The organism is Bacteroides sp. 43_46 (genome assembly GCF_001915455.1).
Lineage (GTDB): Bacteria > Bacteroidota > Bacteroidia > Bacteroidales > Bacteroidaceae > Bacteroides > Bacteroides caccae.
Genome location: NZ_MNQN01000111.1, coordinates 45051 through 71385, shown reverse-complemented (window position 1 = coordinate 71385; position 26335 = coordinate 45051). Strand labels below are relative to the sequence as shown.

At 41.3% G+C, this 26335-nt stretch carries 25 protein-coding genes and 1 tRNA gene; 10 read left to right on the top strand and 16 right to left on the bottom strand.

All coding sequences use genetic code 11. The features are described 5' to 3' along the window. Nucleotides 1-16: 16 nt before the first annotated feature. Complete coding sequence (locus BHV72_RS10875) at nt 17-1777, top strand: LysM peptidoglycan-binding domain-containing protein (RefSeq protein ID WP_005676273.1); 1761 nt, start codon at nt 17-19, stop codon at nt 1775-1777. A 7-nt stretch (nt 1778-1784) separates the two neighbouring features. After that, nucleotides 1785-2507 carry a porin family protein gene (locus BHV72_RS10870; protein ID WP_122295541.1) on the top strand — a complete coding sequence of 241 codons (723 nt, stop codon included), beginning with the start codon at nt 1785-1787 and terminating at the stop codon, nt 2505-2507. A gap of 85 nt (nt 2508-2592) precedes the next feature. Here BHV72_RS10870 and BHV72_RS10865 read toward each other — a convergent pair whose 3' ends face one another. The 5 genes from BHV72_RS10865 to BHV72_RS10845 form a co-directional block, all read right to left on the bottom strand. Then, a complete protein-coding gene (locus BHV72_RS10865; protein WP_286855916.1) occupies nt 2593-3036 on the bottom strand; it encodes a DUF4293 domain-containing protein in 444 nt (147 codons plus the stop codon). A 107-nt stretch (nt 3037-3143) separates the two neighbouring features. Continuing rightward, nucleotides 3144-3479 carry a DNA-directed RNA polymerase subunit omega gene (locus BHV72_RS10860; protein WP_004299989.1) on the bottom strand — a complete coding sequence of 112 codons (336 nt, stop codon included), beginning with the start codon at nt 3477-3479 and terminating at the stop codon, nt 3144-3146. Nucleotides 3480-3493: 14 nt separating this feature from the next. After that, entirely contained in the window at nt 3494-4297 is an 804-nt protein-coding gene (locus tag BHV72_RS10855; RefSeq protein WP_005676278.1) for an outer membrane protein assembly factor BamD, read from the bottom strand. Nucleotides 4298-4521: 224 nt separating this feature from the next. Next, on the bottom strand, nt 4522-4947 hold the full coding sequence (locus BHV72_RS10850; protein ID WP_005676279.1) for an ACT domain-containing protein: 426 nt from the start codon (nt 4945-4947) through the stop codon (nt 4522-4524). 19 nt (nt 4948-4966) lie between these two features. Beyond that, nucleotides 4967-6265 (bottom strand): phenylacetate--CoA ligase family protein, encoded by a 1299-nt coding sequence (locus BHV72_RS10845; RefSeq protein WP_005676280.1) that lies wholly within the window; start codon nt 6263-6265, stop codon nt 4967-4969. 135 nt (nt 6266-6400) lie between these two features. Between BHV72_RS10845 and uvrB the strand changes: the two genes are divergently transcribed. Further along, entirely contained in the window at nt 6401-8434 is a 2034-nt protein-coding gene (gene uvrB / locus BHV72_RS10840) for an excinuclease ABC subunit UvrB (RefSeq protein ID WP_005676281.1), read from the top strand. A 343-nt stretch (nt 8435-8777) separates the two neighbouring features. Here the strand turns inward: uvrB and BHV72_RS10835 are convergent, their stop codons facing one another. Further along, nucleotides 8778-9482, bottom strand: coding sequence for an SGNH/GDSL hydrolase family protein (locus tag BHV72_RS10835; RefSeq protein WP_032837667.1), 705 nt, complete (start codon nt 9480-9482; stop codon nt 8778-8780). Nucleotides 9483-9794: 312 nt separating this feature from the next. On the opposite strand from BHV72_RS10835, the gene BHV72_RS10830 reads away from it, so the two are divergent. Both BHV72_RS10830 and BHV72_RS10825 read left to right on the top strand, forming a co-directional pair. Further along, the gene (locus BHV72_RS10830) at nt 9795-10433 is read left to right on the top strand and encodes a SanA/YdcF family protein (protein ID WP_005676282.1); all 639 of its coding nucleotides are present in this window, start codon (nt 9795-9797) and stop codon (nt 10431-10433) included. 8 nt (nt 10434-10441) lie between these two features. Continuing rightward, on the top strand, nt 10442-10909 hold the full coding sequence (locus tag BHV72_RS10825) for an alanyl-tRNA editing protein (protein WP_122264635.1): 468 nt from the start codon (nt 10442-10444) through the stop codon (nt 10907-10909). A 174-nt stretch (nt 10910-11083) separates the two neighbouring features. Here BHV72_RS10825 and BHV72_RS10820 read toward each other — a convergent pair whose 3' ends face one another. From BHV72_RS10820 to BHV72_RS10800, 5 genes are read right to left on the bottom strand one after another with little or no spacing between them, the layout of a single operon-like run. Further along, nucleotides 11084-12199, bottom strand: coding sequence for an ABC transporter permease (locus BHV72_RS10820; RefSeq protein ID WP_122295542.1), 1116 nt, complete (start codon nt 12197-12199; stop codon nt 11084-11086). A 5-nt stretch (nt 12200-12204) separates the two neighbouring features. Further along, nucleotides 12205-13311, bottom strand: coding sequence for an ABC transporter permease (locus tag BHV72_RS10815; protein WP_286855820.1), 1107 nt, complete (start codon nt 13309-13311; stop codon nt 12205-12207). Between the two features lie 2 nt (nt 13312-13313). Next, a complete protein-coding gene (locus BHV72_RS10810) occupies nt 13314-14783 on the bottom strand; it encodes an ATP-binding cassette domain-containing protein (protein ID WP_122134848.1) in 1470 nt (489 codons plus the stop codon). An 18-nt stretch (nt 14784-14801) separates the two neighbouring features. Beyond that, nucleotides 14802-15701: an HlyD family secretion protein gene (locus BHV72_RS10805; protein WP_122134849.1), complete on the bottom strand. Its 900-nt coding sequence runs from the start codon at nt 15699-15701 to the stop codon at nt 14802-14804. A gap of 17 nt (nt 15702-15718) precedes the next feature. Then, nucleotides 15719-16978, bottom strand: a complete 1260-nt coding sequence (locus BHV72_RS10800; protein ID WP_005680746.1) for a TolC family protein — start codon at nt 16976-16978, stop codon at nt 15719-15721. Between the two features lie 162 nt (nt 16979-17140). Between BHV72_RS10800 and BHV72_RS10795 the strand changes: the two genes are divergently transcribed. Beyond that, nucleotides 17141-18040, top strand: coding sequence for an AraC family transcriptional regulator (locus tag BHV72_RS10795; protein WP_005680745.1), 900 nt, complete (start codon nt 17141-17143; stop codon nt 18038-18040). Between the two features lie 4 nt (nt 18041-18044). On the opposite strand, the gene BHV72_RS10790 is transcribed toward BHV72_RS10795, so the two are convergent. Then, a complete protein-coding gene (locus BHV72_RS10790) occupies nt 18045-19091 on the bottom strand; it encodes a mannose-1-phosphate guanylyltransferase (protein ID WP_005680744.1) in 1047 nt (348 codons plus the stop codon). Between the two features lie 341 nt (nt 19092-19432). Between BHV72_RS10790 and BHV72_RS10785 the strand changes: the two genes are divergently transcribed. Continuing rightward, nucleotides 19433-20437 (top strand): beta-ketoacyl-ACP synthase III, encoded by a 1005-nt coding sequence (locus tag BHV72_RS10785; protein WP_122134851.1) that lies wholly within the window; start codon nt 19433-19435, stop codon nt 20435-20437. A 367-nt stretch (nt 20438-20804) separates the two neighbouring features. Here BHV72_RS10785 and BHV72_RS10780 read toward each other — a convergent pair. Beyond that, nucleotides 20805-20878: transfer RNA gene (locus BHV72_RS10780), tRNA-Asp, on the bottom strand. A 151-nt stretch (nt 20879-21029) separates the two neighbouring features. Here BHV72_RS10780 and BHV72_RS10775 point away from each other — a divergent pair. Continuing rightward, complete coding sequence (locus BHV72_RS10775) at nt 21030-22346, top strand: pyridoxal phosphate-dependent aminotransferase (protein ID WP_005676296.1); 1317 nt, start codon at nt 21030-21032, stop codon at nt 22344-22346. A 94-nt stretch (nt 22347-22440) separates the two neighbouring features. Beyond that, nucleotides 22441-23031 carry a YqgE/AlgH family protein gene (locus BHV72_RS10770; RefSeq protein ID WP_005676297.1) on the top strand — a complete coding sequence of 197 codons (591 nt, stop codon included), beginning with the start codon at nt 22441-22443 and terminating at the stop codon, nt 23029-23031. Between the two features lie 58 nt (nt 23032-23089). Here the strand turns inward: BHV72_RS10770 and BHV72_RS10765 are convergent, their stop codons facing one another. The 3 genes from BHV72_RS10765 to recR are packed head-to-tail and all read right to left on the bottom strand — an operon-like array spanning nt 23090 to nt 24739. Next, the gene (locus BHV72_RS10765) at nt 23090-23635 is read right to left on the bottom strand and encodes a GNAT family N-acetyltransferase (RefSeq protein WP_005676298.1); all 546 of its coding nucleotides are present in this window, start codon (nt 23633-23635) and stop codon (nt 23090-23092) included. A gap of 6 nt (nt 23636-23641) precedes the next feature. After that, entirely contained in the window at nt 23642-24091 is a 450-nt protein-coding gene (locus BHV72_RS10760) for a hypothetical protein (RefSeq protein ID WP_005676299.1), read from the bottom strand. Nucleotides 24092-24121: 30 nt separating this feature from the next. Further along, nucleotides 24122-24739 (bottom strand): recombination mediator RecR, encoded by a 618-nt coding sequence (gene recR / locus BHV72_RS10755; RefSeq protein ID WP_005676300.1) that lies wholly within the window; start codon nt 24737-24739, stop codon nt 24122-24124. A 90-nt stretch (nt 24740-24829) separates the two neighbouring features. On the opposite strand from recR, the gene BHV72_RS10750 reads away from it, so the two are divergent. After that, a complete protein-coding gene (locus BHV72_RS10750) occupies nt 24830-26284 on the top strand; it encodes a sodium:solute symporter (protein ID WP_005676301.1) in 1455 nt (484 codons plus the stop codon). The last annotated feature ends 51 nt before the right edge of the window (nt 26285-26335 follow it).

Genomic DNA, 26335 nt, shown 5'->3' with positions numbered 1-26335 from the left:
TAATAGTTATAATTTGATGAAACCGATAAACCGATTATTCTTATTTTTGCTTTTTATAAGCGCTTCATACGCTATCAGTTATGCCCAAGAAAATCAATCATTTTTCTTGCATACTATCGAAAAAGGACAAAGTTTATACTCTATCTCCAAGATGTACAATGTCACTACATCTGACATCATCCGCTTGAATCCCGGTTGCGATGAGAAGATTTATGCCGGACAGACTATTAAAATTCCCAAAGGAAAGGATACTCAGAAAGGGGAAACATTCCATACGATTCAAGCCGGAGAGACTTTATATAAACTGACTACAATGTATAACGTATCCGCCAAGGCAATCTGTGAAGCAAATCCCGGGTTAAGCGCTGAGAATTTTCGCATCGGACAGGTAATTCTCATCCCGTTGGAAAAAGAACCAACCAATACGGTGCAGACTTCGGTGACACAACCTGCGATCCAAGGTCCGGTAGTAGCCAGATGTAAAGAGATGCACAAGGTTAAACGCAAAGAGACTATATTTAGCGTGAGCCGCGAATATGGAATCAGCGAACAAGAATTAATCAACGCTAATCCCGAACTGAAAAAGGGAATGAAAAAAGGACAACTACTCTGTATCCCTTATCCTTCTGCAACACCAGTGCAACCTACACCCAAGGAAGATCTATATGCGGTTCCTCCCAGCAACAGCGAACTTTTCCGTAAGAGTAAAGAAACTCCGAAGAATATCTCGACTATTAAAGCCGCTCTGTTACTGCCTTTCCAGGAAGACAAACGTATGGTAGAATATTATGAAGGTTTTTTAATGGCAGTTGATAGTTTGAAACGTACGGGTACTTCTCTTGATTTGTATGTATACGATTGCGGTAAAGAAGTTTCCACGTTGAACACAATTCTGGCTAAAAAAGAGATGAAAGAAATGAATGTCATCTTCGGCCCGATGCATCAAAGTCAAATTAAACCGTTATCTGATTTTGCGGAAAAGAATGGTATTCGTCTAGTGATTCCTTTCTCACAAAAAGGCGAAGAAGTATTCAACAATCCTGCCGTTTATCAGATTAATACTCCACAATCATATTTATATTCTGAAGTATACGAGCATTTCACTCGCCAATTCCCCAATTCTCATGTTATTTTTATTGAATCGGCAAATCCGGACAAAGAAAAAGCTGACTTCATCAGTGGGTTGAAGCAGGAATTGAAAAGCAAAGGCATTTCCATGCGGACTGTAGACGAAAGCGCAACTAAAGAAACGCTGAAAGCAGCACTACGCAACGATAAAGAAAATATCTTTATTCCGACATCCGGTAAAAATGTATTATTAATCAAGATACTTCCACAGTTAACCCTGTTAGTCAGAGATAATCCGGGTCCCAACATTCATTTATTCGGTTATCCGGAATGGCAGACTAACACAAAAGATCACCTGGAAAGTTTCTTTGAACTAGATGTATATTTCTACTCCTCATTTTATACAAATACTTTGTTCCCAGCTGCCGTGCAATTTACTAATGCCTACCACAAATGGTACAGCAAAGATTTAGCCAGCAAATATCCCAACTATGCAATGCTTGGTTTCGATACAGGTTTCTTCTTCCTGAAAGGATTGTCACGCTATGGCTCGGAACTGGAAAATAACCTGTCCAAGATGAACCTTACTCCTATCCAGACCGGTTTCAAATTCGAGCGTGTAAACAACTGGGGAGGATTTATTAATAAAAAGGTGTTCTTCATACGTTTCACTAAGAACTTTGAATTAGTAAAACTTGATTTCGAATAATACGAAAATGATAAAGATAAAGACATTTTTGCTCGCAACACTCCTGCTTACAGGACTTGTTTTTCCTGCTACTGCACAGATCGGAGAGCCACGAAGTAACTTCTCTGTTGGTGTCAATGGAGGTGTCAACCTGAACAGCGCTTCCTTCACTCCTACTATTAAGCAAAACAGCCTTATGGGAATTACCGGAGGATTGACGGCACGTTATATTTCCGAAAAGTATTTTGCCATGATCTGTGGCGCACAAGTAGAACTTAATATCTCACAACGAGGCTGGGATGAGTTATTTGAAATGGAAGATGAAAACGGGCAAACGATTAAAGTACCCGGCAAGACATATACCCGCAAGATGACCTATGTCGATATCCCTTTTCTTGCGCATCTTGCTTTCGGACGAGAAAGAGGTTTGCAGTTCTTTGTTCATGCAGGTCCTCAAATCGGTTTTCTGATCGGCGAATCGGAAACAATAGAGGGCATAGATATGAATACGTTGTCGAACACCCAGAAAGCGATATATGGAGTTAAGATCCAGAATAAATTCGATTATGGTATCACTGGCGGTGGCGGCGTAGAACTAAGAACGAAAAAAGCCGGCAGTTTTTTGGTAGAAGGTCGTTATTATTTTGCCTTATCAGACTTCTACTGTACAACAAAAAAAGATTATTTCGCCCGCGCAGCGCATGGCACAATCACTGTAAAACTCACCTATCTTTTTGATTTGAAGAAATAAATAATCTCTCATCAGATTATAAAAATGGCCACTAGTTCATTGCTGAAACAGTGGCCATTTTATATTATATTCTTATTTCTGACGATTATCTCAATCTATCGGCAGCTTTAACCATAACTTCATCACGTCCTGTAGAACGGATAGCCAGTATATTCAGAATGATAGAAACAAGGGGTAAACAAAGCGCCCAACCGATACGGAAAAGATTCTCATCGTTTTTCAATGCAAAATAAAAAGCAAAGAAAGCAATATAATATCCTACCAGCAGCAAGCTATTGAAAATAGACATACGAATCTGCAACATACGATTCTTATATAAAAAGATAGTAGCAAAAGCAACTATAGTGCTAAGCATCAATATGCCAAACAATCCCCATGTAGATTGAAAAGCACCATTTACATCCATTCCTAAAGCTTTGAAGGGATGTTCGCCCATTGTATCAGTAAAATATCCCATTGGCAAACACATTGCCGTAATAAGCAACCCTGTAACAATCAGTAAATAAACTGTTTGAATTCGTTGAATCATAAGTATTCTAATAGTAGTTAAGTTAAACAATAATAGCCAAGCAATAAGGAATAGGAATTACTTTCCCGCTTACTACTTGACTATCAATTCTTTCGTCAGAAAATAAATTACTGAAGTTTTTCCTTTTCCTTTGCCGGATTTCTATAATATATTTTCCCTTCGATGTATTCTTGCGTAGCAATCAAGTCCGGTTTCGGCAACTTCTCATAATAACGAGAAATTTCGATTTGCTCTCTATTCTCAAATACTTCTTCCAAGTTATCATTGTAAGAAGCAAACTCTGCCAATTTCTTAGAAAGGTCGTTCTTGATTTCCACGCTGATCTGGTTAGCACGCTTACCAATAATAGCAACAGTTTCATAAACATTTCCTGTATCGGCACAGAGTTCCATCATGTCACGGGTTACCGTTGTAGCAGGAGCATTCGTTTTTTTGTAGTCCATAAATCTATTTAAATTTAGTCTTTAATTACTTTTTGTGATTCATTAAATATTTTCTCAGCCTCTTTCAAGTACTTGCTTTCCGGAAACTCATTCTTAAAAGCATAATACTCATCAACAGTTTCACGATAACGATCCGCCTTTTTATCTTCCACGCTATAAATAGCCATTTCGTATCTTGCACGCAGAATTAATATAGAAAGTTCTTCGCGATAATCGGTATAAGGATAATCTTTCAGTGCATTCTGAGCCGTGATTACACAAGACTCATAATTATTACCCATATAATTACCCAAATTATAATATAGTTTTGCCGAATAAAGTTCTTTCAACACCAGCTTATCCTGCAAAGCAAAAATCATATCCTGAGCTTCCTGCTTCTTGACACTATTCGGAAAGTATTCCATGAACATCTGTAATTGTTGGATAGCCTGATAAGTACTCGATTGGTCCAGACGTGGTTCCGGAGTATCCAAGAACAAAGCCTTACCTGCATGGAAACGTGCCAATTCGGTAAATGTGCCACGCGGATATGTATTAAAATAGGTGATAAATGTCTGGGCTGCTGTCTGATAATCTTTCTGATTATAATAGCTCATACCCAACATATACAAGGATTCTTCCGCTTTATCGGTTCCTTTAAGAATGGTTATTAACTCGTTCAGCAAAGTAGCTGAGCGGTTATACTGCCCTTTCGCAAAATAGTTTTTGGCGGCTTCGTACTTGTATTCGTAATCGGTGCTTTTCAGCAATTTATTATACTCTCCACATGATGTCAGAGTGGCTGCCGCAAGCAAAGTTATAATGATATTTTTCTTCATCCTATTTAAAAATAATGCGCAAAGTTACTTATTCGCTGGGAATTTAGCAATTAATCTATGTTTTTTAATACATAAAAGGCGTTAAACATCGACAAAAGGGGAGAAAATAACGGCGAACCGGAAACAATATACGGTGAATAAACTGCACATCACTTAAAAGCGCAACCTATTCACCGCATATTATTTACAATTCATTTTCTACTGTCTACATTTCAGCTATAATACTACAATTTATACAAATCGCTTGCCGCCAACAGGTCGACTTTCTTTTCTTTCAGCACTTCGATGCATTTATCCAGATTGCTGGGGCGAATCACCACATTTGCAATATTGTTGTTAGCAAATGAGTACATATATTCAATAAACACTCCTTCAGCAGACAAATATCCCAGTACCTTTGCCAAAGCTCCTGGTACGTTCGGACAGCTAATGCCGACCACATCAGTCACATTCACTGCAAAATGATTGTCTTTTAAGGCTTTGTATGCTCTATCCGGATCGGATACAATTCCACGCAGAATGCCAAAATCAGCATTTTCGGCGATGCACAAGGCAGAAAGGTTGATATTTTCTTTTGCCAGCACTTCAGTCACTTCCGTCAAACGACCTGACTTGTTTTCCAAAAAGATAGAAAGTTGTTTTGCTACCATAATTATTTAAGTATTAGGTTTACAGTTTTCTGTTATCAATCACTCGTTTCGCTTTACCCACGCTACGTTCAATACTACGTGGTTCTACCAGTTTCACGTTAACACCCAATCCGAGTACACTTTGCAAACGTCCTGCCAATTTCTTCTTCAATGCCAACATCCGGTTGATTTCGTCCGAATAAAAATCCGGACGTACTTCCACCTGGAGTTCCATGGTATCGGTATTATTTTCACGGCCTACTATTAACAGGTAATGCGGTTCAAATTCTGCCATTTCAAGAATAACAGATTCGATCTGTGTCGGGAAGACATTCACCCCACGAATAATCAGCATATCATCACTACGTCCCAAGATACGATCCATACGTACCAACGTACGACCACAGGAACATGTGTCATAATGCAAGGCAGTTAAGTCACGAGTACGGTAACGTAATAGTGGCATCCCTTCTTTTGTCAAATGAGTAAATACCAGTTCACCCGTTTGCCCGGGTTCAACAGGTTGCAGGGTATTGGGATCAATAATTTCCGGAAAATAATGGTCTTCATTCAAGTGAGTGCCGTGTTGGCATTCACATTCGTACCCCACACCCGGTCCGGCAATCTCACTCAAGCCATAAATATCATAAGCCTTGATACCCAGTTTTTCTTCAATTTCATGGCGCATTTGCTCCGTCCAGGGTTCCGCACCAAAAGCACCGACTTTCAACTTGAATTCTTCGCGGGGCAAACCGGAGTCTTTGATCGCATCAGCCAGATAAAGTGCATAAGAAGGAGTACAACAAAGCACCGTTGAACCGAAATCATGCATCAGTGTGATTTGTTTCTCCGTATTACCGCTGGACATCGGAATCACGGATGCTCCGATATTTTCTGCACCGGCATGTGCTCCCAATCCACCTGTAAAAAGTCCGTATCCATAAGACACCTGGAAAATATCCGAACGGCCGGCACCATAAGCAGTAAAAGCACGTGAGATACATTCTGCCCATGAAGACAAGTCCTTACGGGTATATCCGACAACGGTCGGTTTTCCGGTAGTACCGGAAGACGCATGAATACGCACAATCTGACTCATCGGCACGGCACAAAGTCCGAACGGATAGTTATCTCTTAAATCATGTTTTGTGGTAAACGGCAGTTTCACAATATCATCAATACTGTTGATGTCATCGGGCGTGATACCCATTTCCTGCATTTTCTTCCGATAGAAGGGGGTGTTGTGATAAACGTAATCTACAATTTTCTTGAGTCGTATGCTTTGAATCTTGCGAAGACTTTCGCGGTCCATACACTCAATGCTCTCATTCCAAATCATGTGTTTCTGGTATTACTAGTTGTATGAATCTGTTTTTTGATATTAATATGTTGCAAAGTAAAGGATTTATTTGGAAAAATGATTTGTTATCTCGATTATTTTACCGAATATTGCTCCACTTTTTAGGATTTAACTATGAATTTTGAATTAACATCAGCCTACAAACCCACCGGAGACCAACCGGAAGCGATTGCCCAACTAACAGACGGAGTAATCCAGGGACTTCCTGCACAGACTTTATTAGGAGTTACCGGTTCGGGAAAGACATTCACTATCGCCAACGTTATTGCTAACATCAACAAGCCGACGTTGATTCTAAGCCATAACAAAACGCTGGCTGCACAGTTATACAGCGAGTTTAAGGGATTTTTTCCGAATAATGCGGTAGAATACTATGTTTCTTACTATGACTATTATCAGCCGGAGGCCTATCTACCCAACAGTGATACTTATATAGAAAAAGACCTTGCTATCAATGACGAAATTGACAAACTCCGTCTTGCTGCCACTTCTGCCCTACTCTCCGGACGAAAGGATGTGGTCGTGGTGTCTTCCGTTTCTTGTATCTATGGCATGGGAAATCCTTCGGACTTCTATAAAAATGTCATAGAAATCGAACGGGGACGTATGCTCGACCGCAACGTATTCCTCCGCCGGCTAGTAGATAGTTTATATGTACGCAACGACATTGACCTAAACCGTGGGAATTTCCGTGTCAAGGGAGATACAGTAGATATTTATCTGGCCTATACGGACAATCTGCTCCGTGTCACTTTCTGGGGTGACGAAATTGACGGTATAGAAGAGGTAGACCCAGTGACCGGAGTCACCATTGCTCCTTTCGAAGCTTACAAGATTTATCCGGCAAATCTGTTCATGACTACCAAGGAGGCGACTCTCCGTGCCATTCATGAAATAGAAGATGATCTGACCAAACAGGTTGCCTTCTTTGAATCAATCGGCAAAGAATACGAGGCCAAACGGCTCTATGAACGGGTTACTTATGATATGGAAATGATCCGGGAGTTGGGACACTGCTCCGGGATAGAGAACTATTCACGTTACTTCGATGGTCGGGCTGCCGGTACTCGTCCATACTGCCTGCTCGATTTCTTCCCGGACGATTTCTTGATTGTTATTGACGAAAGCCATGTTAGCGTACCACAAATCCGTGCCATGTACGGAGGAGACCGTGCCCGTAAAATCAATCTTGTAGAATATGGCTTCCGTTTGCCCGCAGCCATGGACAACCGTCCGTTAAAATTTGAAGAGTTTGCAGAAATGGCAAAGCAGGTGATCTATGTCAGTGCCACTCCGGCAGAATATGAATTGATTCAGTCTGAAGGTATTGTCGTAGAACAAGTGATTCGTCCCACCGGCCTGCTTGATCCTATCATTGAAGTCCGGCCGAGCCTGAATCAAATTGATGATTTAATGGAAGAAATCCAGCTTCGTATCGAAAAAAGCGAACGTGTGCTTGTCACTACTCTCACCAAACGCATGGCTGAAGAACTGACCGAATATCTCCTTAATAATAATGTAAGATGCAATTATATCCACAGTGATGTCGACACTTTGGAGCGTGTGAAGATTATGGATGATCTCCGGCAAGGTATATACGATGTACTGATTGGTGTCAACCTGCTTCGTGAGGGGCTTGACCTTCCGGAAGTATCACTTGTTGCTATCCTTGATGCAGATAAGGAAGGATTCCTCCGTTCACACCGTTCCCTGACACAGACCGCCGGACGTGCTGCCCGCAATGTCAATGGAAAAGTTATCATGTATGCCGACAGAATGACGGACAGTATGAAACTCACCATTGACGAGACTAACCGCCGCCGCGAAAAACAGTTGGCTTACAATGAAGCAAACGGAATCACTCCCCAACAGATTAAAAAGGCTCGAAATCTATCAGTATTCGGAAATGCAAACTCGGAAACAGAAGAACTGCTGAAAGAAAAGCACGCTTATGTTGAACCTTCTACTCCGAATATTGCAGCAGATCCGGTGGTACAGTATATGAGCAAAGCGCAAATGGAAAAGAGCATCGAACGTACCCGCAAACTAATGCAAGAGGCAGCCAAGAAACTGGAATTTATCGAAGCTGCGCAATATCGCGATGAATTATTGAAACTGGAAGACCTTATGAAGGAGAAATGGGGATAAACTTTCCTCATTCTCCACATACTATATTCTGGGTATTAAGGGCTATAAATTCTTAACAAGTCTATAATACAAACATCCATTTTTTAATTAGTGTTATAAAAACACCTTTTATCTGCTGTTAATTTGCAGATATGGCAAAACAACGTATCTTTGCAGTGTGTTTTTCATAGTATTAGATTTAAGGTTAACAAAGGTTGGAGCAAGGCGTTGCTCCTTTTTTTATGCCCATACGCCAGGTGGACTTCCTAATATAATATTACTTGTGATCCGGACTCTACGCTTATACAATCTTCCTTAAATTTTCTCCTGAAAGTCGGGTTGCCCCGACTTCATTATAAATAAATTAAAGCGCCTTATCTATTGCACTTTTAATCAACGGCTCCATTATATCATATCCCTCACTCGTCGGATGAACTCCGTCTTTTGTATATTGAGGATTCAATGCCTGATTTTCATCAACCACCATTACCTTATAATAATTCACGAACGGAATTTTATTAGCCTTCGCATAAGCCTCTATACGAGCATTTAATGCTTGAATCTTCTGTGGCGCATCTTTGATTTCCATTCTCCACTTAAAGGCGGCGGCAGGAAGAACGGAAGTTAATATCACCTTAATCTTATTCGCTTTAGCCAACTCTACCATAGAAACGATGTTACCAAAGGTTTGATCTTCATTGTAAACATTTGTATTTTCCGCTACATCGTTCGTTCCTGCATTAATAACGACCAAAGCCGGAGAAAGATTTATCACATCTTCCCGAAAACGCAACAAAAACTGATAAGAAGTCTGCCCACTGATACCACGACTAATATATCCGTTTGACTTAAAGAAATCAGGATGAGTCCTTATCCAACCTTCCGTTATCGAATTACCCATAAAAACAACTCTTTTTTCCTTCTTTGACGGCTTCGGCAATGCCGCATTCTCTTTAGCAAAACGAGCAGAGTTCGCAAAATCTCTTTCCTGTGCAAACGTCTCTCCTACTGAGAAACTCAGACAAACAACAGCCAACATGATCCACTGGCTTATTCTTTTCTCCTTCATGTTTATATTTTAAGTATTAGTGAAATATTAATTGCATGCAAAGATAAAGAATCCTGCTACATTTTACTACTCAATCAGCGAATAACCGTTAACATGGAAGTACATTTTCTTAATCTATGTTATATAACATATTGTTTTTCTTGAATTATTTGCTAATGTCGCAAAAGTCCGTACCTTTGCAATGTGTTTTTCATAGTATTAGATTTAAGGTTAACAAAGGTTGGAGCAAGGCGTTGCTCCTTTTTTTATGTCCATACATTTGATTTCCTGAAAAAGAGTCGTATTTTTGTACACTATTCATATAAAAGGAAAATGAAACGAAAATTACTCTATATCACTTTAATAATAACCATTCTATGTGTAATTAGCATTATTATATGCAACCGGCGAATCAAGAAGAATGCATCTCAAAAATTATATACTGAAATTACAGAAACACCTAAAAACAATGTAGGGCTATTGCTTGGTACTTCTCCCAAACTAAAAAACGGGAATAACAATTTATATTTTGACTACCGTATTTTTGCAACTCTTGAATTATACAAAGCCGGAAAGATAAATTATATCCTTATCAGTGGCGACAATCGTAAAGAAAATTATAATGAACCGGAAGAGATGAAGAAAGCACTTATGCAAAGAGGAGTCCCGGAAAAATACATTTATCTGGATTATGCAGGATTTCGCACACTCGATTCCGTTGTTCGTGCCAAAGAAGTGTTCGGACAAAGCCGACTAACAATTATTTCTCAACGTTTTCACAATGAACGAGCTATTTATTTAGCAGAAAAGAATGGAATAAACGCTATCGGTTACAACGCCAAAGACGTGAATGCTTATTCAGGACTGAAAACTAATATTCGAGAATTATTTGCAAGAGTCAAAATGTTTATTGACTTGGCAATAAACAAACAACCTCATTTTTTAGGAGACAAGATTATTATCGGAAAATAAAAACAATTATGGAACAACAAATTCAACTCAACGACCACAACAAACAGGAGTATCCTCCTATGCACACTGCGGAGCATTTATTGAATGCCACTATGGTGAAGACATTCGGTTGTCCACGCTCACGTAATGCCCATATAGAAAGGAAAAAAAGTAAATGTGACTATATTCTTTCCTCTTCTCCGACAGCGGAACAAATTCAAGCGATCGAAAATAAGGTGAACGAAGTAATCAACCAGAACTTGCCCGTAACAATTGAATTCATGACACACGAACAGGCAAAAAATATTGTAGATCTTAGCAAGTTGCCGGAAGATGCCAGCGAAACACTTCGCATCATACGTATAGGAGATTATGACGCTTGCGCTTGTATCGGGGCACACGTCTCCCATACCTCCGAAGTGGGCACTTTCAAAATCATTAGCTATGATTATGACGAAGCAAGACAAACTCTACGATTAAGATTCAAACTGGTTTAAAAGGGAAGCACAGTTTATGCAAAGAGTTTCAAACGGATTTGGAACACATTGTTTCAACCCTACTTGAAACAATGTGTTTCCTTACGGGAAACAAAATGTTTCTCACCGAGAAACGAAGTGTTTCCCATAGTGAAACAAAGTGTTTCATGCTTTGAAACAAATTCAACCTACCGTTTACCGGCTTTTCCTATAGCTAATCACCGCCCAACTATTGAAGAATACAGCAAAAAGAGACAGAATGCCTATCTCCGGCAATAAATCGACCAAGCCGCTTCCTTTCAGATATACCATACGCATCGCCTCTATAAAATATTTTAAAGGATTGAATACAGTGATAGCCTGCGTCCATTCCGGCATACTGCTAACCGGTGTAAACAGTCCGCTCATCAACATCAGAATCAACATGAAAAAGAACATCACAAACATAGATTGCTGCATCGTCGCTGAATAGTTGGATATAACCAACCCAAAACCAGACATCACCAATACAAAAAAAATCACCAAGAGATAGATCATACTAAAATGCCCCACAGGTACTATCCCATAAAGCAGCCAAGCCAACACAAAACATAATGTCAACACAATAAAACCTACAATCCAGTAAGGCAAAAGTTTAGCAAGAATAAAAGTAAATTTAGGTACAGGAGTAACATTTATCTGTTCAATGGTCCCGACTTCTTTCTCACTGACCACATTCAAAGCCGGCAGAAAACCACAAATCAATGTCAACAGCATTGCCATTAATGCCGGAATCATATAGAGCTTATAATTCAGATTCGGGTTAAACAGCCCTTGCGTATCAATACGGATAGAAGGAATGATTCCGGATACAGAAACAGCCTCCGGACGTTCCGAGCGTAATTCGGACGCATAACCATTAATAATAGCGGTCAGATAAGAACTGCCTAATCCGCCTTTTGTTCCATTCACCGAGTTGGCGGCTACTAATATGTGCGCATCTCTCCCATTCATCCAGTCACGCTCCAAATGCCTAGGAATCTCCATGACAATATCCGCCGTACCCAGTTCAATATTCCGTAATCCTTCTTCATACGAAGCCGGGACCTCCGTTAAATGGAAATAAGTAGAAGCGGCAATCTTATTCACCAATCGTTGCGAAACTGCAGAATGGTCATTGTCAACTATATTCAACCGAATATTCTTTATCTCCATATTCAACGCCCAAGGCATCAACAGCATAATCATACAAGGAAAAATAAGAATCAACTTCGGTAGAAACGAGTTGCGAAGCAACTGTTTAAACTCTTTTTCTATCAGAAACTTTATCATAACCGTTACTCCAATCGATATTTAAACTTCTTAATGCTGACAGTGATAAGCACGGTTGCCATTAACAACAAAATGCCAATCTCCTTAAATACCAGTACAACCGATACTCCTTCAATCATCAGTTTACGTACAGCCTGGATATACCAGTGGGCCGGAATAATATCCGATATCAACTGAAGAATCAACGGCATACTCTCCACAGGGAAAATCATACCGGACAACACCATGGTAGGCATCATCAGAATCATGCCGGAAGCCAGCATAGCCGCCACTTGTGTACGTGTTACCGATGAAATCAGCAATCCCAACGACAACGAGACAAAAATAAACAGCAAAGACACCACCACCAACCAAAACAGGCTGCCCACTACCGGTACATCCAGTACAAATACAGAAAGCAACAGAATCGTCACCAAATTGACAAACGACAATACAAAATAAGGAACTGCCTTCGCCAGAATGATAAACAGCGGTTTGACAGGCGATACCAACAAGACTTCCATTGTGCCTGTTTCCTTCTCACGGACAATAGAGATAGAAGTCATCATTGCGCAAATCAACATCAAAATCAATCCCATTACTCCCGGAACAAAGTTATAGGCGCTCTTCATTTGCGGGTTATACAGTAACTTTATGTCCGGAGTCAGACGAGCCGACGACGATATGCCCGGAGATATCATCTCCTGTCCTACCGCAGACACAATGCCCGTAGCATAGTTGATTTGCGAGGTCGACATATTAGGGTCTGTTGCATCCACAATTAACTGGACACGTGCGTCACCGCAATAAAGTCCGTCGGCAAAATGTTCGTTAAAGACAACCACCATATCTATTTTATTTTTCAAGAAGGCAGCCTCCATTTCCCGCGGAGAATGAAAACGCCTGGTGACAGTGAAATACTCACTAGCATCCAGCCGATCAATGATTTTCCGTGTCACCACATCATTAGAGGGATCGAGAACAGCAAGCCGGACATTTTTTACCTCCGTACTGATAGCGAAGCCGAATAGGATAATCTGCACGACAGGCATTCCCAACAGAATCAGCATCGTACGCCGATCCCGGAAAATATGGTAAAACTCCTTCTTTACGAAAGCTATAAACTGTTTCATAATCAATCTGCTTTACGTACCGCATGGCGGGCCAATTGTTGGAAAACATCATCCATTGTATCTGCTCCGAACTGCTGCTTCAGACGGGCCGGTGTGTCAAGAGCCTTGATCTGCCCGTCCACCATAATGGAAATCCGGTTACAATATTCAGCCTCATCCATATAATGCGTAGTTACAAATACAGTAATTCCCCGGTCGGCTGCCTGATAGATCAGTTCCCAGAACTGCCGGCGCGTAGCAGGGTCAACCCCGCCCGTAGGTTCATCCAGAAAGACAATTCTCGGCTCATGGAAAATAGAGACCGAAAAAGCCAGCTTCTGTTTCCAGCCCAAAGGAAGGCTTTTAACCAACGTGTTCCGCTCGGCAGAAAATCCCAAGCGTTCCAGCAGTTCATCAGTCTTCTGTTCTATATCTTTTTCCTTCATCCCATAAATCCCCGCAAACAGGCGAATGTTCTCCCAAACCTTCAAATCCTCATATAGAGAGAATTTTTGGCTCATATAGCCAATATGCTTTTTCACTTGTTCCGCTTCCCGGGATATATCAAATCCGGCGACTTTCCCTACCCCGGACGTTGGCTTGCTTAGTCCGCATAACATACGCATTGCAGTCGTCTTTCCTGCTCCGTTCGCTCCCAGAAAACCGAAAATTTCTCCACGGTTCACTTGAAAAGAAATATGGTCGACCGCAGTGAAATTGCCGAAACATTTTGTCAGTTGTTCTACTTCAATAACAGGAGCCATTGCATGTTGTACTTCTTCCCGTTCCAACGAAGGCGGACAAAGAATGGAAGCAAATTCCTGTAAAATCCGTTCGGGAGTATCAATTCCATGAATCTCTCCATGATTGATAAAAGCTATCCGGTCGCACTGGCGGGCTTCATCCATAATAGGAGTCGAAACAATAATCGTAATGCCCTGTTCCCGTAAGTTTCGCAACATCTGCCAGAACTCTTTACGAGACACCGGATCAACTCCTGTGGTAGGTTCATCCAAGAACAAAATATCGGGTTTGTGAATCAGCGCACAACTTAATGCAAGTTTCTGCTTCATACCTCCCGACAAAGCTCCCGCTCTCCGCTTCTTAAAAGGCTCTATCTGTTGATAAATATCTTTAATCAAAGCATAATTCTCTTGAATCGTCGTATGGAATACGGTAGCAAACAACTCCAGATTCTCTTCTACCGAAAGATCCTGGTACAAAGAAAAACGACCGGGCATATACCCCACTTTGGTACGAATCAGTTCATAGTCTTCCACCACATTCAGCCCTCCGACAGTTGCCGAGCCTTTATCTGCAAGCAACAGGGTCGTCAAGATGCGGAACAACGTACTCTTGCCCGCACCATCGGGACCAATAAGCCCGAAGATTTCCCCCTGCTCTACAACAAGAGAAACCTCTTTCAGAGCTTCCACTTTTCCGTAGCTCTTACTTACATACTTTACAACGACTATAGGTTCTCCTTTTCTCATCTTTCCGGTTCTTCGTCATCAAAACTTGACTCCGCCATACATACCAATTTTCAACGCTCCGTCATTTTCCACGGCAATCTTTACCGCATACACCAGATTGGCACGTTCGTTCTTCGTCAGAATGGTTTTGGGTGTAAATTCCGACCGTTCGGAAATCCACGTAATTACACCCGTATAAGCCTTCTGCTCCGAATTTCCATAATCGGAATATACCGTCACCTTATCACCCAGTTTCACTTGTGATAGCTGCTCCGAAGTGATGTAAGCCCGCAGATACATACGATCTATTTCGGCCACCTTAAACAGAGGTTTGCCAACAGCCGCCAGTTCACCGGCTTCTGCATATTTCGCTAATACCGTGCCTTCAATCGGCGACTGAATATGACACTTATTCAATTGGTCTTTCACTTGTGCCACTTGTATGGCAACGGAGTTTCCCTGCTCCGTCAAACTATTCGTGCTATTCAGCAACGATGATTCTTGAGCTGCAAGCTGTCGTTCAAGCAGTTTAACCTGCGCATCCCAGTCATCCAATTGTTTCTGGTTTGCCGCTCCTGCCGTAAGCAAATTCTCCACTCTCTTTTTCTCCCGCTCAGCCGTAGCAATCTGCTGTTTGGTAGCAGCAATTTGTTTGGCTAAATCCGGACGCTGGCTTTCCACCGATTTCATGTTAGCCTCCAGTTGTAGTTTTTTCAAGTACAACTGAAGCGTATCCACCAGGCCGATTTCCTCTCCAGTCTGCAACCGCTTCCCTTCCTCAATATCCAAATTCAACAATTTGCCAGCAGCTTCAGCGGAAACTATAACTTCCGTTGCTTCAAACGTGCCTGTCGCATCATAGTCAGGCGTTCCATTTCCGCAGGCAGATAGCATTGTCAATGCTATCCCTCCTATTCCTATTTTTATCATTCGTTTCATATCCGAAGAAAATCTAATTAATGGTTTGTAGTATATTTCAATTGATAGATACCTTTCAACCGCTGGATTTCGTGCATCGCTTTCGTCTGGCGTGCCAAACTTTCATTCGTCAGTTCCCGAAGCATCTCAGTCACCGTCAAAGTACCGTTCGCCACTTTGGCTTCCGCCGATTTCCGAATGTTGGTACGCAAGCGGATAATCTCGTCATCATCCTTCATCTGTTTCTCCAATGAACGAATTGCCTGATCCTGCTGCGTCATTTCCAGACGCGTATTAAAAAGAAACACATCACGGTTATTATTCAGTTGCCGACGTTTGTTCTCAATCACCTGCCGGTCATTCTTCAGTGTATACAGACTCCCGAAATTCCACGAGAGTCGGACACCGGCTATATAATAAGGAGAGAACTCATTCTTCAGCATATTCAATCCCGGATTCCCATAAGCACCTTGCACATATAATCCAAACTGTGGCAAGTGGCGTACATTCAATGCTTTCTCCTGTATCTGCAACCCTGCACCCTGCGCATCAAACAACGACAGTTCCGGCCGGCGGATGTCGCTGACTGCCGAAACATCATTTTGCGGAACCGGTTTCTCCAGTTGTGTTTCCTGAGATAATTCCTCGCCTATCAATATGGAAAGCATCTCCAGATACGCAACGCGCAAGGAAGCAAGTTCCACTCTTTTCTGCTGCGTGTTCAACTGCTCCACCTTCACAGCGTCCAGATCAGCCTGATTAGCAATTCCATTTTCCACATAGGCGGTGATCTGACGATAATTCCGTCCCAACTCATCCTGCAACAAAGCATTCTGCCGCAACTGCTCATCCAGTAAAAGTATCCCGAAATAAAGATCATTTACCCGGCTATTCAACGAATACATATCCACGTTCAGCTTCTCTTTCTCCACGTCAGCCTCCGCTATCGTCTGTTTCTTCTGCATCCGGATTCCTCCACCGTCCCAGATTTTCTGTTGCAGTTCCAGCATTACCTGATATTGGTCTTTAGGCAATCTCTTTAGTTCCACACCGGGAATCTTCACCGGCAATTCCGTCACATCACTTTGATAAGAAGCCTTGGCCGAAAGAGCAAACTGAGGCAGATAACCTTTGGCCGCATTCTCCAGATTATATTCCTTTGTCTTCTCCACCAATCCATATTGATGTACCAACGGATAATTTTCCTGCGTCTTTCGTTGACATTCCTCCAACGTGATTTGCGCATACATCCCCGATACAAACAATAAAAAGGAGAGACTGAAAACCATTCTTTTCATACGCATCTTTTTCTATTAGTTTTTCGAAAGACAAAGATAAGAGGTTTCAAATATACAGTCACTCTCTATGAGTTGGTAAATATGTTCCAATAGTTCGATAAATCAGAAAAAAAGAATTAAGAAATATCTTTTTATTACCTTTGCAGGAAAAGAAAAAATAGAATGGAACAGAAGAAAGCACCGTTAGACTTGGGACTTAAAATGTTGGAGAACTACAAAATTGTTCGTCATAACGAATTTCGTTTTATTTCCTCTGAGTTCGGATTCGTCAACAGCTTCATTAAAATGGAACCGAGTCTTTTCGCGTTCGGACAGCCGTATCGTATAAAAGAAGGTCGTATCGCACTGGTCAAACAAGGCGTTGCACGTGTTTCTATTAATCTGATAGAACATAATCTGCAAGCAGGAAACCTATCATTAATGACTCCCACCTCTATTATTCAGGTCATAGAAGTCTCTCCTGATTTCGATATGCAAATGATAGCCATAGATAACAACTTCCTCCCTATCTCCGAGAAAGAAGATTTTTTCACCTATCTCTTACATCATCAAAGAAATATTCTGTTATCATTAACTCCGCAGGAACATATACAACTAGAGAAGTATTTCAGTTTAATCTGGAGCATTCTGCAAGAACCTCCTTTCCGCCGGGAAGCTATACGACATCTTATCGCCAGCCTTTTATACAATATAGAATATATAGCTAAACACTATAATCAAATGAAAGGAGAGCGTTTGACACATCAAGAGAGTATTTTCCAGCAATTTATTTCTCTAGTCAACTCTTATAGCAAGACAGAACGCAATGTCGGCTTTTACGCAGACAAGTTATGCCTCACCCCCCGTTACCTGAACACCCTCATCCGGCAGACCAGCCAACAAACAGTAATGGACTGGATAAACCAGTCCATTATACTAGAAGCTAAAGTATTGCTAAAACATAGCAACCTGCTTGTCTATCAAATTTCTGATGAATTGAACTTCCCTAATCCTTCTTTTTTCTGTAAGTTTTTCAAGCGAATGACAGGAATGACGCCACAAGAATATCAGAAATCGGAATGAGTTCTTATTTTGAAAACTCTTTGATTCTCTGTTCTTCTTCCAATTTACAAATCAGCAGCGTATCATCTTTTTCGGCAATAATATATCCGTCCAATCCTTGTATTACCACGCGCTTTTCTTCACTGGTATGAACAATACAATTCTTGCTTTCATACAAACGAATATCAGTTCCCACCATAGCATTGCCCGATTTATCCTGTGGCAATAGTCCACGGAGGGCTCCCCATGTCCCTAAATCCGACCAGCCGAAAGAAGCAGGAAGCACATAGATCTCCTGTGCCTTCTCCATTACTGCATAGTCAATAGAAATACTTTCACAGGTCGGAAACAGCTTCTTGATTGATTCATTTTCTTTTTCAGTATAGAAATCCGGGAAAATACGATCAAAAATCTGTGCTATCCCCGGAGCATATACACGCATCACGGAAGTAATAGTACGCACATTCCATACAAAGATTCCTGCATTCCAAAAGTAATTGCCTTCCAACAGATATTTCTCGGCCGTTTCTTTGTCCGGTTTTTCCTTAAATGCATCTACTGTAAATATCTCCTTATCAGTTTGAAGCTGGTCGGCGGCGGCAATATAACCGTATCCCGTTTCCGCACGGGTCGGCCGGATACCGATTGTCACAATGGCACTGCTATCATCAGTGAAACGAAGAGCCTTCTCCACCACCCGACGGAATTCTCCCGTATCAATAACCAATGCGTCCGAAGGAGTCACCACCACATTAGCATTCGGATGTTTTTTCTTTATCTTCCAACAGGCAAAAGCAATACAAGGGGCCGTATTCCGCGCACAAGGTTCCGCCAGAATATTACTTTCCGGAATTTCCGGCAACTGCTCCCGAACAATATCTATATATTTTTCTGAAGTTACCACCCACATATTTTCTCTGGGACAGACACCGTCAAACCGGTCTGCCGTCAACTGAATCAATGAGCGTCCACATCCCATTACGTCTATAAATTGTTTGGGACATTCCGGCGTGCTCATCGGCCAAAAGCGGCTACCGATGCCACCAGCCATTATTACCACATGATTATCCATACCTGTTATTCTCCTATAAAAAACACATTTGAAATAATTGCGCAATTTACTCCAAAATGTCCAACTTTACAAGAAAAACAAAACACTTTTATCATAAATCCATAGTAATAACAGGAGTACTATTTCGTTGATTGGCAAAATATGTCCCTTCTAAGTAACAAGAGACACACCTCCTCCTTTTCGCTAAAATTAGGTCAAATATTCCTTTTTATTGATTAAAAAGGTAAGTGTTTTCCAGACGATAATTGCATTTCATTCTCTTTTATCTATATTTGTGCCCGCATTTTTATCACATTTTATTAGCCACCCTATTCAAAATTTACAAAACCAAGATAAGCCGGATGGAAAAAATTAACGCAATAATTACAGGAGTCGGAGGATATGTTCCCGATTATGTTTTGACCAATGATGAGATTTCTAAAATGGTAGATACCACCGACGAATGGATTATGGGGCGTATTGGCATAAAAGAAAGACGTATCCTGAAGGATGAAGGACTAGGGACCTCCTATATAGCCCGTAAAGCAGCGAAGCAGTTGATACAACGTACCAGAACAAATCCGGACGATATTGATCTGGTTATTGTTGCTACCACCACTCCTGATTATCGTTTTCCTTCCACTGCATCCCTTTTATGCGAAAAGCTGGGATTGAAAAGAGCTTTTGCGTTCGATATGCAAGCCGTATGCAGCGGTTTTTTGTATGCACTGGAAACAGGAGCTAATTTCATCCGTTCGGGAAACTATAAGAAAATTATAGTTGTAGGAGCCGAAAAGATGTCATCAATCATCAATTATACAGATCGCGCCACTTGTCCTATTTTTGGTGATGGAGGGGCAGCCGTCATGCTGGAAGCCACAACCGAAGATTTAGGTATTATGGATGCCGTATTGAGAACAGACGGCAAAGGATTACCTTTCCTGCATATAAAAGCCGGTGGTTCTGTATGTCCCCCCTCCTATTATACATTGGATAATCAAATGCATTATATCTATCAAGAAGGACGTACTGTATTCAAGTATGCCGTAGCCAATATGTCCGATGCCTGTGAAGCTGTAATTGAAAGAAATCATCTTAACAAAAATGATATTGACTGGGTGATTCCTCATCAGGCCAATCAACGCATAATCAGCGCTGTAACGCAACGCTTAGGAGTACCTTCCGAAAAGGTCATTGTCAATATTGAACGATACGGAAACACCAGTGCCGGTACTCTCCCACTCTGCCTTTGGGATTTCGAGAATAAACTCAAAAAAGGAGATAATATAATTCTTACAGCATTCGGAGCAGGATTTGCCTGGGGAGCTATTTATGTAAAATGGGGATATGACGGCAGGAAGAAGTAATAAGCTGTTGTTATCAAAAGATACATACGATGATAACAACAAATAATGAATCAGTAATCTTTTTCATTTTATACAACTTTAGTGATTAGCTTTAAGCATCTGTTTATTAACATATTTAATCAATTGATATTACATTTCAATCCAGAATAATAGTAAAGAAAACAATTTTAAAAATAGCCAATATGTCACATTTATGAGTTCAAGTAGCTAATATACATAAATGTTATACATGGATTAGTCGCACGAATTATAATAATTGGTCGCACATTATGTACACCATATAATAAATGGAGCGAAGGTAAAAACATAAAAAAAGCACTAATATATCAAATATCAGTGCTAAGTATCTCTTCTTAATTATTTTTCGCGGTGCGTACGGGACTCGAACCCGTGACCCCATGCGTGACAGGCATGTATTCTAACCAACTGAACTAACGCACCATTTTTAGATATTGCATCCCTCTCGAATGCGGATGCAAAGGTAGATATTTTTTTGAAACCTGCAATAGCTTCAGTATCTTTTTTCTGAAAAAGTGGGTTTATTAAGAATTATCGTGTACATTTGCAAGCATTACATAAAATAGAAAATAGAATGAAAAATACACCAATTGAACGACATCTGATTGATGAAACCATAAATGAGTTTCAAATTGTCGATTTTTCTAAAGCAACCATTCGTGAAGTGAAAGCTATTGCTTCAAAAGCAGAAGCAGCATCGGGAGTCGAATTTATCAAAATGGAAATGGGTGTTCCGGGACTTCCTCCTTCTGCAGTAGGCGTAAAAGCTGAAATTGCGGCATTACAGAATGGAATTGCCAGTCTATATCCTGATATTAACGGATTGCCGGAACTGAAAAAAGAGGCTTCCAACTTTATCAAGGCATTTATTAATGTAGATTTAAGTCCGGAAGGTTGCGTGCCTGTCACCGGCTCCATGCAAGGCACATTTGCTTCATTCCTTACTTGTAGCCAATGTGACGAGAAGAAAGATACCATTCTGTTTATCGACCCCGGATTCCCGGTACAAAAACAGCAGTTGGTGGTAATGGGACAGAAATATGAAACATTCGATGTATATGATTATCGCGGTGATAAGCTGAAAGAGAAGCTGGAAAGTTTTTTGAAGAAGGGAAATATATCCGCTATCATATACTCGAACCCGAATAACCCCAGTTGGATTTGCTTAAAAGAGGAAGAACTGCGGATTATCGGTGAATTGGCAACACAATATGATGTGATTGTTTTGGAAGACCTGGCCTATTTCGCAATGGATTTCCGCCAAGATCTGAGCAAACCTTATCAGGCACCATTCCAGCCGTCGGTTGCACATTATACAGATAATTATGTATTGCTAATTTCCGGTTCAAAAGCATTCAGCTATGCCGGACAGCGTATCGGTGTAAGTTGTATATCTGATAAGTTATATCACCGGAGTTATCCCGGACTGACGAAACGTTATGGCGGAGGTACTTTCGGTACAGTTTTCATTCATCGCGTACTTTATGCCCTTTCTTCAGGAACAAGCCACTCGGCGCAATTTGCTATGGCTGCCATGCTGAAAGCGGCCAATGAAGGACAATATAACTTCCTGAATGAAGTGAAAATATATGGTGAAAGAGCGCAGAAATTGAAAGAAATCTTCCTTCGTCATGGCTTTCATCTGGTATATGATAACGATCTGGGCGATCCTATTGCAGACGGATTCTATTTCACAATCGGCTATCCGGGAATGACTAGCGGCGAGCTGGCTAAGGAACTGATGTATTATGGAGTCAGTGCTATTTCGTTAGTGACAACCGGAAGTCACCAGGAAGGCTTGCGCGCATGTACCTCTTTTATTAAAGACCACCAATATGCGCAACTCGATGAAAGAATGAAACTATTTGCCGAAAATCACCCGGTAGTATAAATATTTACCGGAAGATATTCACAAAAGCTACTCTTAAAATGAAAAAAAACGGAAAGAACGATTGTTATTCCGTTTTTTTTCTTACTTTAGTGGCATGAATATCGACTCTGACATATTTAAGATTCAATCAAATAATGTGTTGCCGTCAAGAGGAAAGATTCTAATATCCGAACCTTTTTTACGCGACGTAACGTTTGGAAGATCTGTAATTCTACTGATTGACCATACGGAAGAAGGAAGTATGGGATTGGTCATCAACAAGCAACTGCCGTTGCTTCTCAACGATATCATCATGGAATTTAAGTATATAGACGAAATTCCATTATATAAAGGTGGTCCGATTGCGACTGACACCTTATTCTATCTGCACACACTAGCTGACATTCCCGGTGCTATTTCTATCTGCAAAGGACTTTATCTGAACGGGGACTTTGAGGAGATAAAAAGATACATATTACAAGGAAATAAGATTAGCGAACATATCCGTTTCTTCCTGGGCTATTCCGGGTGGGAAAGTGAACAGTTGAGCAATGAAATCAGAGAAAACACATGGCTGGTCTCCGAGGAAAAGAAATCTTACCTGATGAAGAGCGACACCAAAGACATGTGGCGGAAAGCTTTAGAGAAATTAGGCAGCAAGTATGAAACGTGGTCACGTTTTCCACAGGTACCCACACTTAATTAATGATGAACTGTGAACGACAAACAAAATAATATGCCATTCGTTCACAATTCGTCTTTTATCACTTGCAGTTTAATTTAGGATTCAAACACTGGAAAAGTGCTGCATCTTTGCAGCATCCTCCTATCTGCAACCAATTCTTTAACAAGCCGCATTGCACAAAACCGCAAGATGTGAATAGCTTCATACAAACATCATTGTCGACAGCTACGTGTGCATAAAGCTGCGTTAAAGAAAGAAAGTCAAAAGCATACTCACAAAGTAAATTCAATGCATCGCCCGCATATCCTTGCTGACGATAATCCTTATGAATAGCAATTCCCACCTCCCCCCGCGAATGAAGGGGAACAAAATCCGTAATATCAATCGTACCAAGTATGCAGTGATCGGATTTTCTCACGATCATCAGACGTAGCTGCTTGTCGGCAAAAACATCGCATTGAGAACCTTCGATGTACTGTCGTAATACGTAACGGGAATACGGAACGGTGAAATTGCTGATATCCCACATCGACGGGTCATTTTCCATTTCGTACATCACATCCATATCCTCTGGCTCCACAGCACGGAGATAAATACGGTCGTTTATTAAGAAGGACTGTTTCATAGTGCTTTAGTCTTTCGTGATATGAAGTTCGTTACGCAATCTTTTCTCACCAGGCAGACAGAAAAGAGAAGCAGTGAGACCAATCAACATACAAAGATTTCCTGTGGTACTAAGCGTCAGATAATAGCATAAAAGATTGGTAACGATAGCGACTTCCAATATGCCGAGACGGACAATGCTCCATTGCACATAACATTTCAAAGCAAGCGTGATCGTCATTTGATCTATTTTCTTTTTAAGCACCAGGCTGAATAATTTAAGAGAAAGGGGAATACACAAGGCCGTTAGCAGAATCCCTAATGTCTCAAAATAATAAACGGCTTGTGCATTGTCTGCCAAACTTCCTACGGGAAGGAGTTCAAACTCCCCTGCTCCAAGCAGAAACGCAGGGAGCACCCAAAAGAAAATATAACTAATATTTAAATTTCTGACAGCACGTTTTATCTGTTCTTCCATGTTCGTTCTAAGTTTCTAAAGATTAATTGATTATACAGTTCCGGTAAAAAGTGTCCGGTTCACAATACTACGGCCCAGAGTCACTTCATCCGCATATTCGAGTTCATCCCCCACAGATATGCCGCGAGCAATCACACTCAGCTTAACACCTAGTTTATCCAACTTACGGTAGATATAGAAATTAGTGGTATCCCCTTCCATAGTAGTGCTCAGAGCGAGAATCACTTCCTTTATTCCACCTTCGGATACCCGTTGCACCAGACTTTCAATTTGCAGGTCGCTCGGCCCTACCCCGTCCATTGGAGAAATCACACCGCCCAACACATGATAAAGTCCCCGGTACTGCTGCGTTGCTTCAACTGCCATTACATCACGAATGTTCTCCACCACACAAATAGTAGAAGCGTCCCGCTGCGGATTGGCACAAATCTGACATATTTCGGTATCGGATATATTATGGCATACTTTACAATACTTCACCTCACGTTTCAAAGTAATAATAGAATTCCCGAAAGCTTCCACCGTAGCCGTATCCTGCCGAAGCAGATGCAGCACAAGCCTCATGGCCGTTTTACGCCCGATACCGGGAAGTTTGGAAAATTCGCCGACTGCCTTTTCAAGCAGCACGGAAGGATATTGTTGGTTCATAGATAATAATTGCTATTCTATCGATATTTTGGCGCAAAGATACGGATTATTGTTATAATACCTACAAAAAATACTACCTTTGCAGCCGATATGATGATACTTGTCACTATTATTTGCTACTTCGCGGCATTATTACTAATAGCCCGTATCACCGGACATAAAGGCGGATCGAATGCAGCGTTCTTTAAGGGAGAGAACAAATCGCCCTGGTATGTAGTCTCCTTCGGAATGATTGGCGCCTCTATCTCCGGAGTCACTTTCGTTTCCGTTCCGGGAATGATACGCGGAATGGATATGACCTATATGCAAACGGTATTCGGATTCTTTTTCGGATATATGGTTGTTGCCCACGTACTGCTTCCTTTATATTACAGACTCAACCTGACAAGTATCTACGGCTATCTCGGTACACGCATCGGGACACATGCCTATCGCACCGGCTCTTTCTTCTTTCTCTTATCACGTATGCTGGGAACGGCTGCCAAACTATATCTGGTCTGCCTCATTCTCCACACCTATGTATTTCAGGAAATGCATATCCCCTTCTGGCTGATAGCCGTCGGTTCGGTAGCATTAGTATGGATATACACCCATAAAAGCGGTATAAAGACAATCGTCTGGACAGATACCTTGCAGACATTCTGCCTGATTGCAGCATTGATCTTCATCATCTATTTCACCGTTCAGAAACTGGGACTTGATTTCAGTGGTATCATCCGGACAATTCAAGGCAGCGAACACAGCCGTATCTTCGTTTTCGACGACTGGATATCCCGCCAGAACTTCTTCAAACAATTCTTTAGCGGTATTTTCATCGTCATAGTGATGACCGGTCTAGACCAGGATATGATGCAGAAGAACCTTTCCTGCCGGAACCTCCGGGAAGCAAAAAAGAATATGTACTGCTACGGATTCTCCTTTATCCCGCTGAATCTTCTGTTTTTATGCCTGGGAATTTTGCTAATAGCCCTAGCCGGACAGATGCAACTGGAACTTCCGGCAATGAACGACGACATTCTTCCCATGTTTGCCGCACAAGGGTACTTGGGGAAACCGGTATTGATACTTTTTACAATCGGAATTATCGCAGCCGCTTTCAGCAACTCTGATTCCGCGCTGACAGCCATGACGACCAGTGTATGCGTAGACCTGCTGAACACGGGAAAAGACTCTGAAGAGGTGGCATGCCGTAAAAGAAAGAAGGTACATTTCTCTCTTTCTGTTTTATTAGCCTTATTCATTTGCCTGGTAGAAATGCTGAATAACAAAAGTGTAATTGACGCCATATACATCATCGCCTCCTACACATACGGCCCGCTACTGGGAATGTTTGCCTTCGGTCTGTTCACACGAAGACAGACAAACGACCGCCGGGTTCCCCTCACAGCTGTCGCCTCCCCACTGCTCTGCTATGTTTTAGACTGGTGGATATTCAAAGAAACCGGATATAAATTCGGCTATGAATTGCTAATGTTGAATGGAACTCTTACCTTTGCAGGACTAATGCTTATGTCTAAAAAAGAGAAAACGCCGAAAGCGCCATAAAAACAGGTGCTCCGGAGTTTATTATAAATAATGGCAGAGTTTATTATAAAC

Bases quoted from the DNA above. Each gene is read 5' to 3' on its own strand.
- BHV72_RS10790 (WP_005680744.1), bottom strand. From the start codon at position 19,091: ATGGATAATCATGTGGTAATAATGGCTGGTGGCATCGGTAGCCGCTTT.
- BHV72_RS10875 (WP_005676273.1), top strand. From the start codon at position 17: ATGAAACCGATAAACCGATTATTCTTATTTTTGCTTTTTATAAGCGCT.
- BHV72_RS10760 (WP_005676299.1), bottom strand. From the start codon at position 24,091: ATGGAAGAACAGATAAAACGTGCTGTCAGAAATTTAAATATTAGTTAT.
- BHV72_RS10850 (WP_005676279.1), bottom strand. From the start codon at position 4,947: ATGGTAGCAAAACAACTTTCTATCTTTTTGGAAAACAAGTCAGGTCGT.
- BHV72_RS10765 (WP_005676298.1), bottom strand. From the start codon at position 23,635: ATGAAACAGTCCTTCTTAATAAACGACCGTATTTATCTCCGTGCTGTG.
- BHV72_RS10825 (WP_122264635.1), top strand. From the start codon at position 10,442: ATGGAACAACAAATTCAACTCAACGACCACAACAAACAGGAGTATCCT.
- BHV72_RS10795 (WP_005680745.1), top strand. From the start codon at position 17,141: ATGGAACAGAAGAAAGCACCGTTAGACTTGGGACTTAAAATGTTGGAG.
- BHV72_RS10830 (WP_005676282.1), top strand. From the start codon at position 9,795: ATGAAACGAAAATTACTCTATATCACTTTAATAATAACCATTCTATGT.
- BHV72_RS10860 (WP_004299989.1), bottom strand. From the start codon at position 3,479: ATGGACTACAAAAAAACGAATGCTCCTGCTACAACGGTAACCCGTGAC.
- BHV72_RS10855 (WP_005676278.1), bottom strand. From the start codon at position 4,297: ATGAAGAAAAATATCATTATAACTTTGCTTGCGGCAGCCACTCTGACA.
- BHV72_RS10810 (WP_122134848.1), bottom strand. From the start codon at position 14,783: ATGAGAAAAGGAGAACCTATAGTCGTTGTAAAGTATGTAAGTAAGAGC.
- recR (WP_005676300.1), bottom strand. From the start codon at position 24,739: ATGAACCAACAATATCCTTCCGTGCTGCTTGAAAAGGCAGTCGGCGAA.
- BHV72_RS10845 (WP_005676280.1), bottom strand. From the start codon at position 6,265: ATGATTTGGAATGAGAGCATTGAGTGTATGGACCGCGAAAGTCTTCGC.
- BHV72_RS10865 (WP_286855916.1), bottom strand. From the start codon at position 3,036: ATGATTCAACGAATTCAAACAGTTTATTTACTGATTGTTACAGGGTTG.
- BHV72_RS10770 (WP_005676297.1), top strand. From the start codon at position 22,441: ATGAATATCGACTCTGACATATTTAAGATTCAATCAAATAATGTGTTG.
- BHV72_RS10785 (WP_122134851.1), top strand. From the start codon at position 19,433: ATGGAAAAAATTAACGCAATAATTACAGGAGTCGGAGGATATGTTCCC.
- BHV72_RS10805 (WP_122134849.1), bottom strand. From the start codon at position 15,701: ATGAAACGAATGATAAAAATAGGAATAGGAGGGATAGCATTGACAATG.
- BHV72_RS10750 (WP_005676301.1), top strand. From the start codon at position 24,830: ATGATGATACTTGTCACTATTATTTGCTACTTCGCGGCATTATTACTA.
- BHV72_RS10820 (WP_122295542.1), bottom strand. From the start codon at position 12,199: ATGATAAAGTTTCTGATAGAAAAAGAGTTTAAACAGTTGCTTCGCAAC.
- BHV72_RS10800 (WP_005680746.1), bottom strand. From the start codon at position 16,978: ATGAAAAGAATGGTTTTCAGTCTCTCCTTTTTATTGTTTGTATCGGGG.
- BHV72_RS10775 (WP_005676296.1), top strand. From the start codon at position 21,030: ATGAAAAATACACCAATTGAACGACATCTGATTGATGAAACCATAAAT.
- uvrB (WP_005676281.1), top strand. From the start codon at position 6,401: ATGAATTTTGAATTAACATCAGCCTACAAACCCACCGGAGACCAACCG.
- BHV72_RS10835 (WP_032837667.1), bottom strand. From the start codon at position 9,482: ATGAAGGAGAAAAGAATAAGCCAGTGGATCATGTTGGCTGTTGTTTGT.
- BHV72_RS10870 (WP_122295541.1), top strand. From the start codon at position 1,785: ATGATAAAGATAAAGACATTTTTGCTCGCAACACTCCTGCTTACAGGA.
- BHV72_RS10815 (WP_286855820.1), bottom strand. From the start codon at position 13,311: ATGAAACAGTTTATAGCTTTCGTAAAGAAGGAGTTTTACCATATTTTC.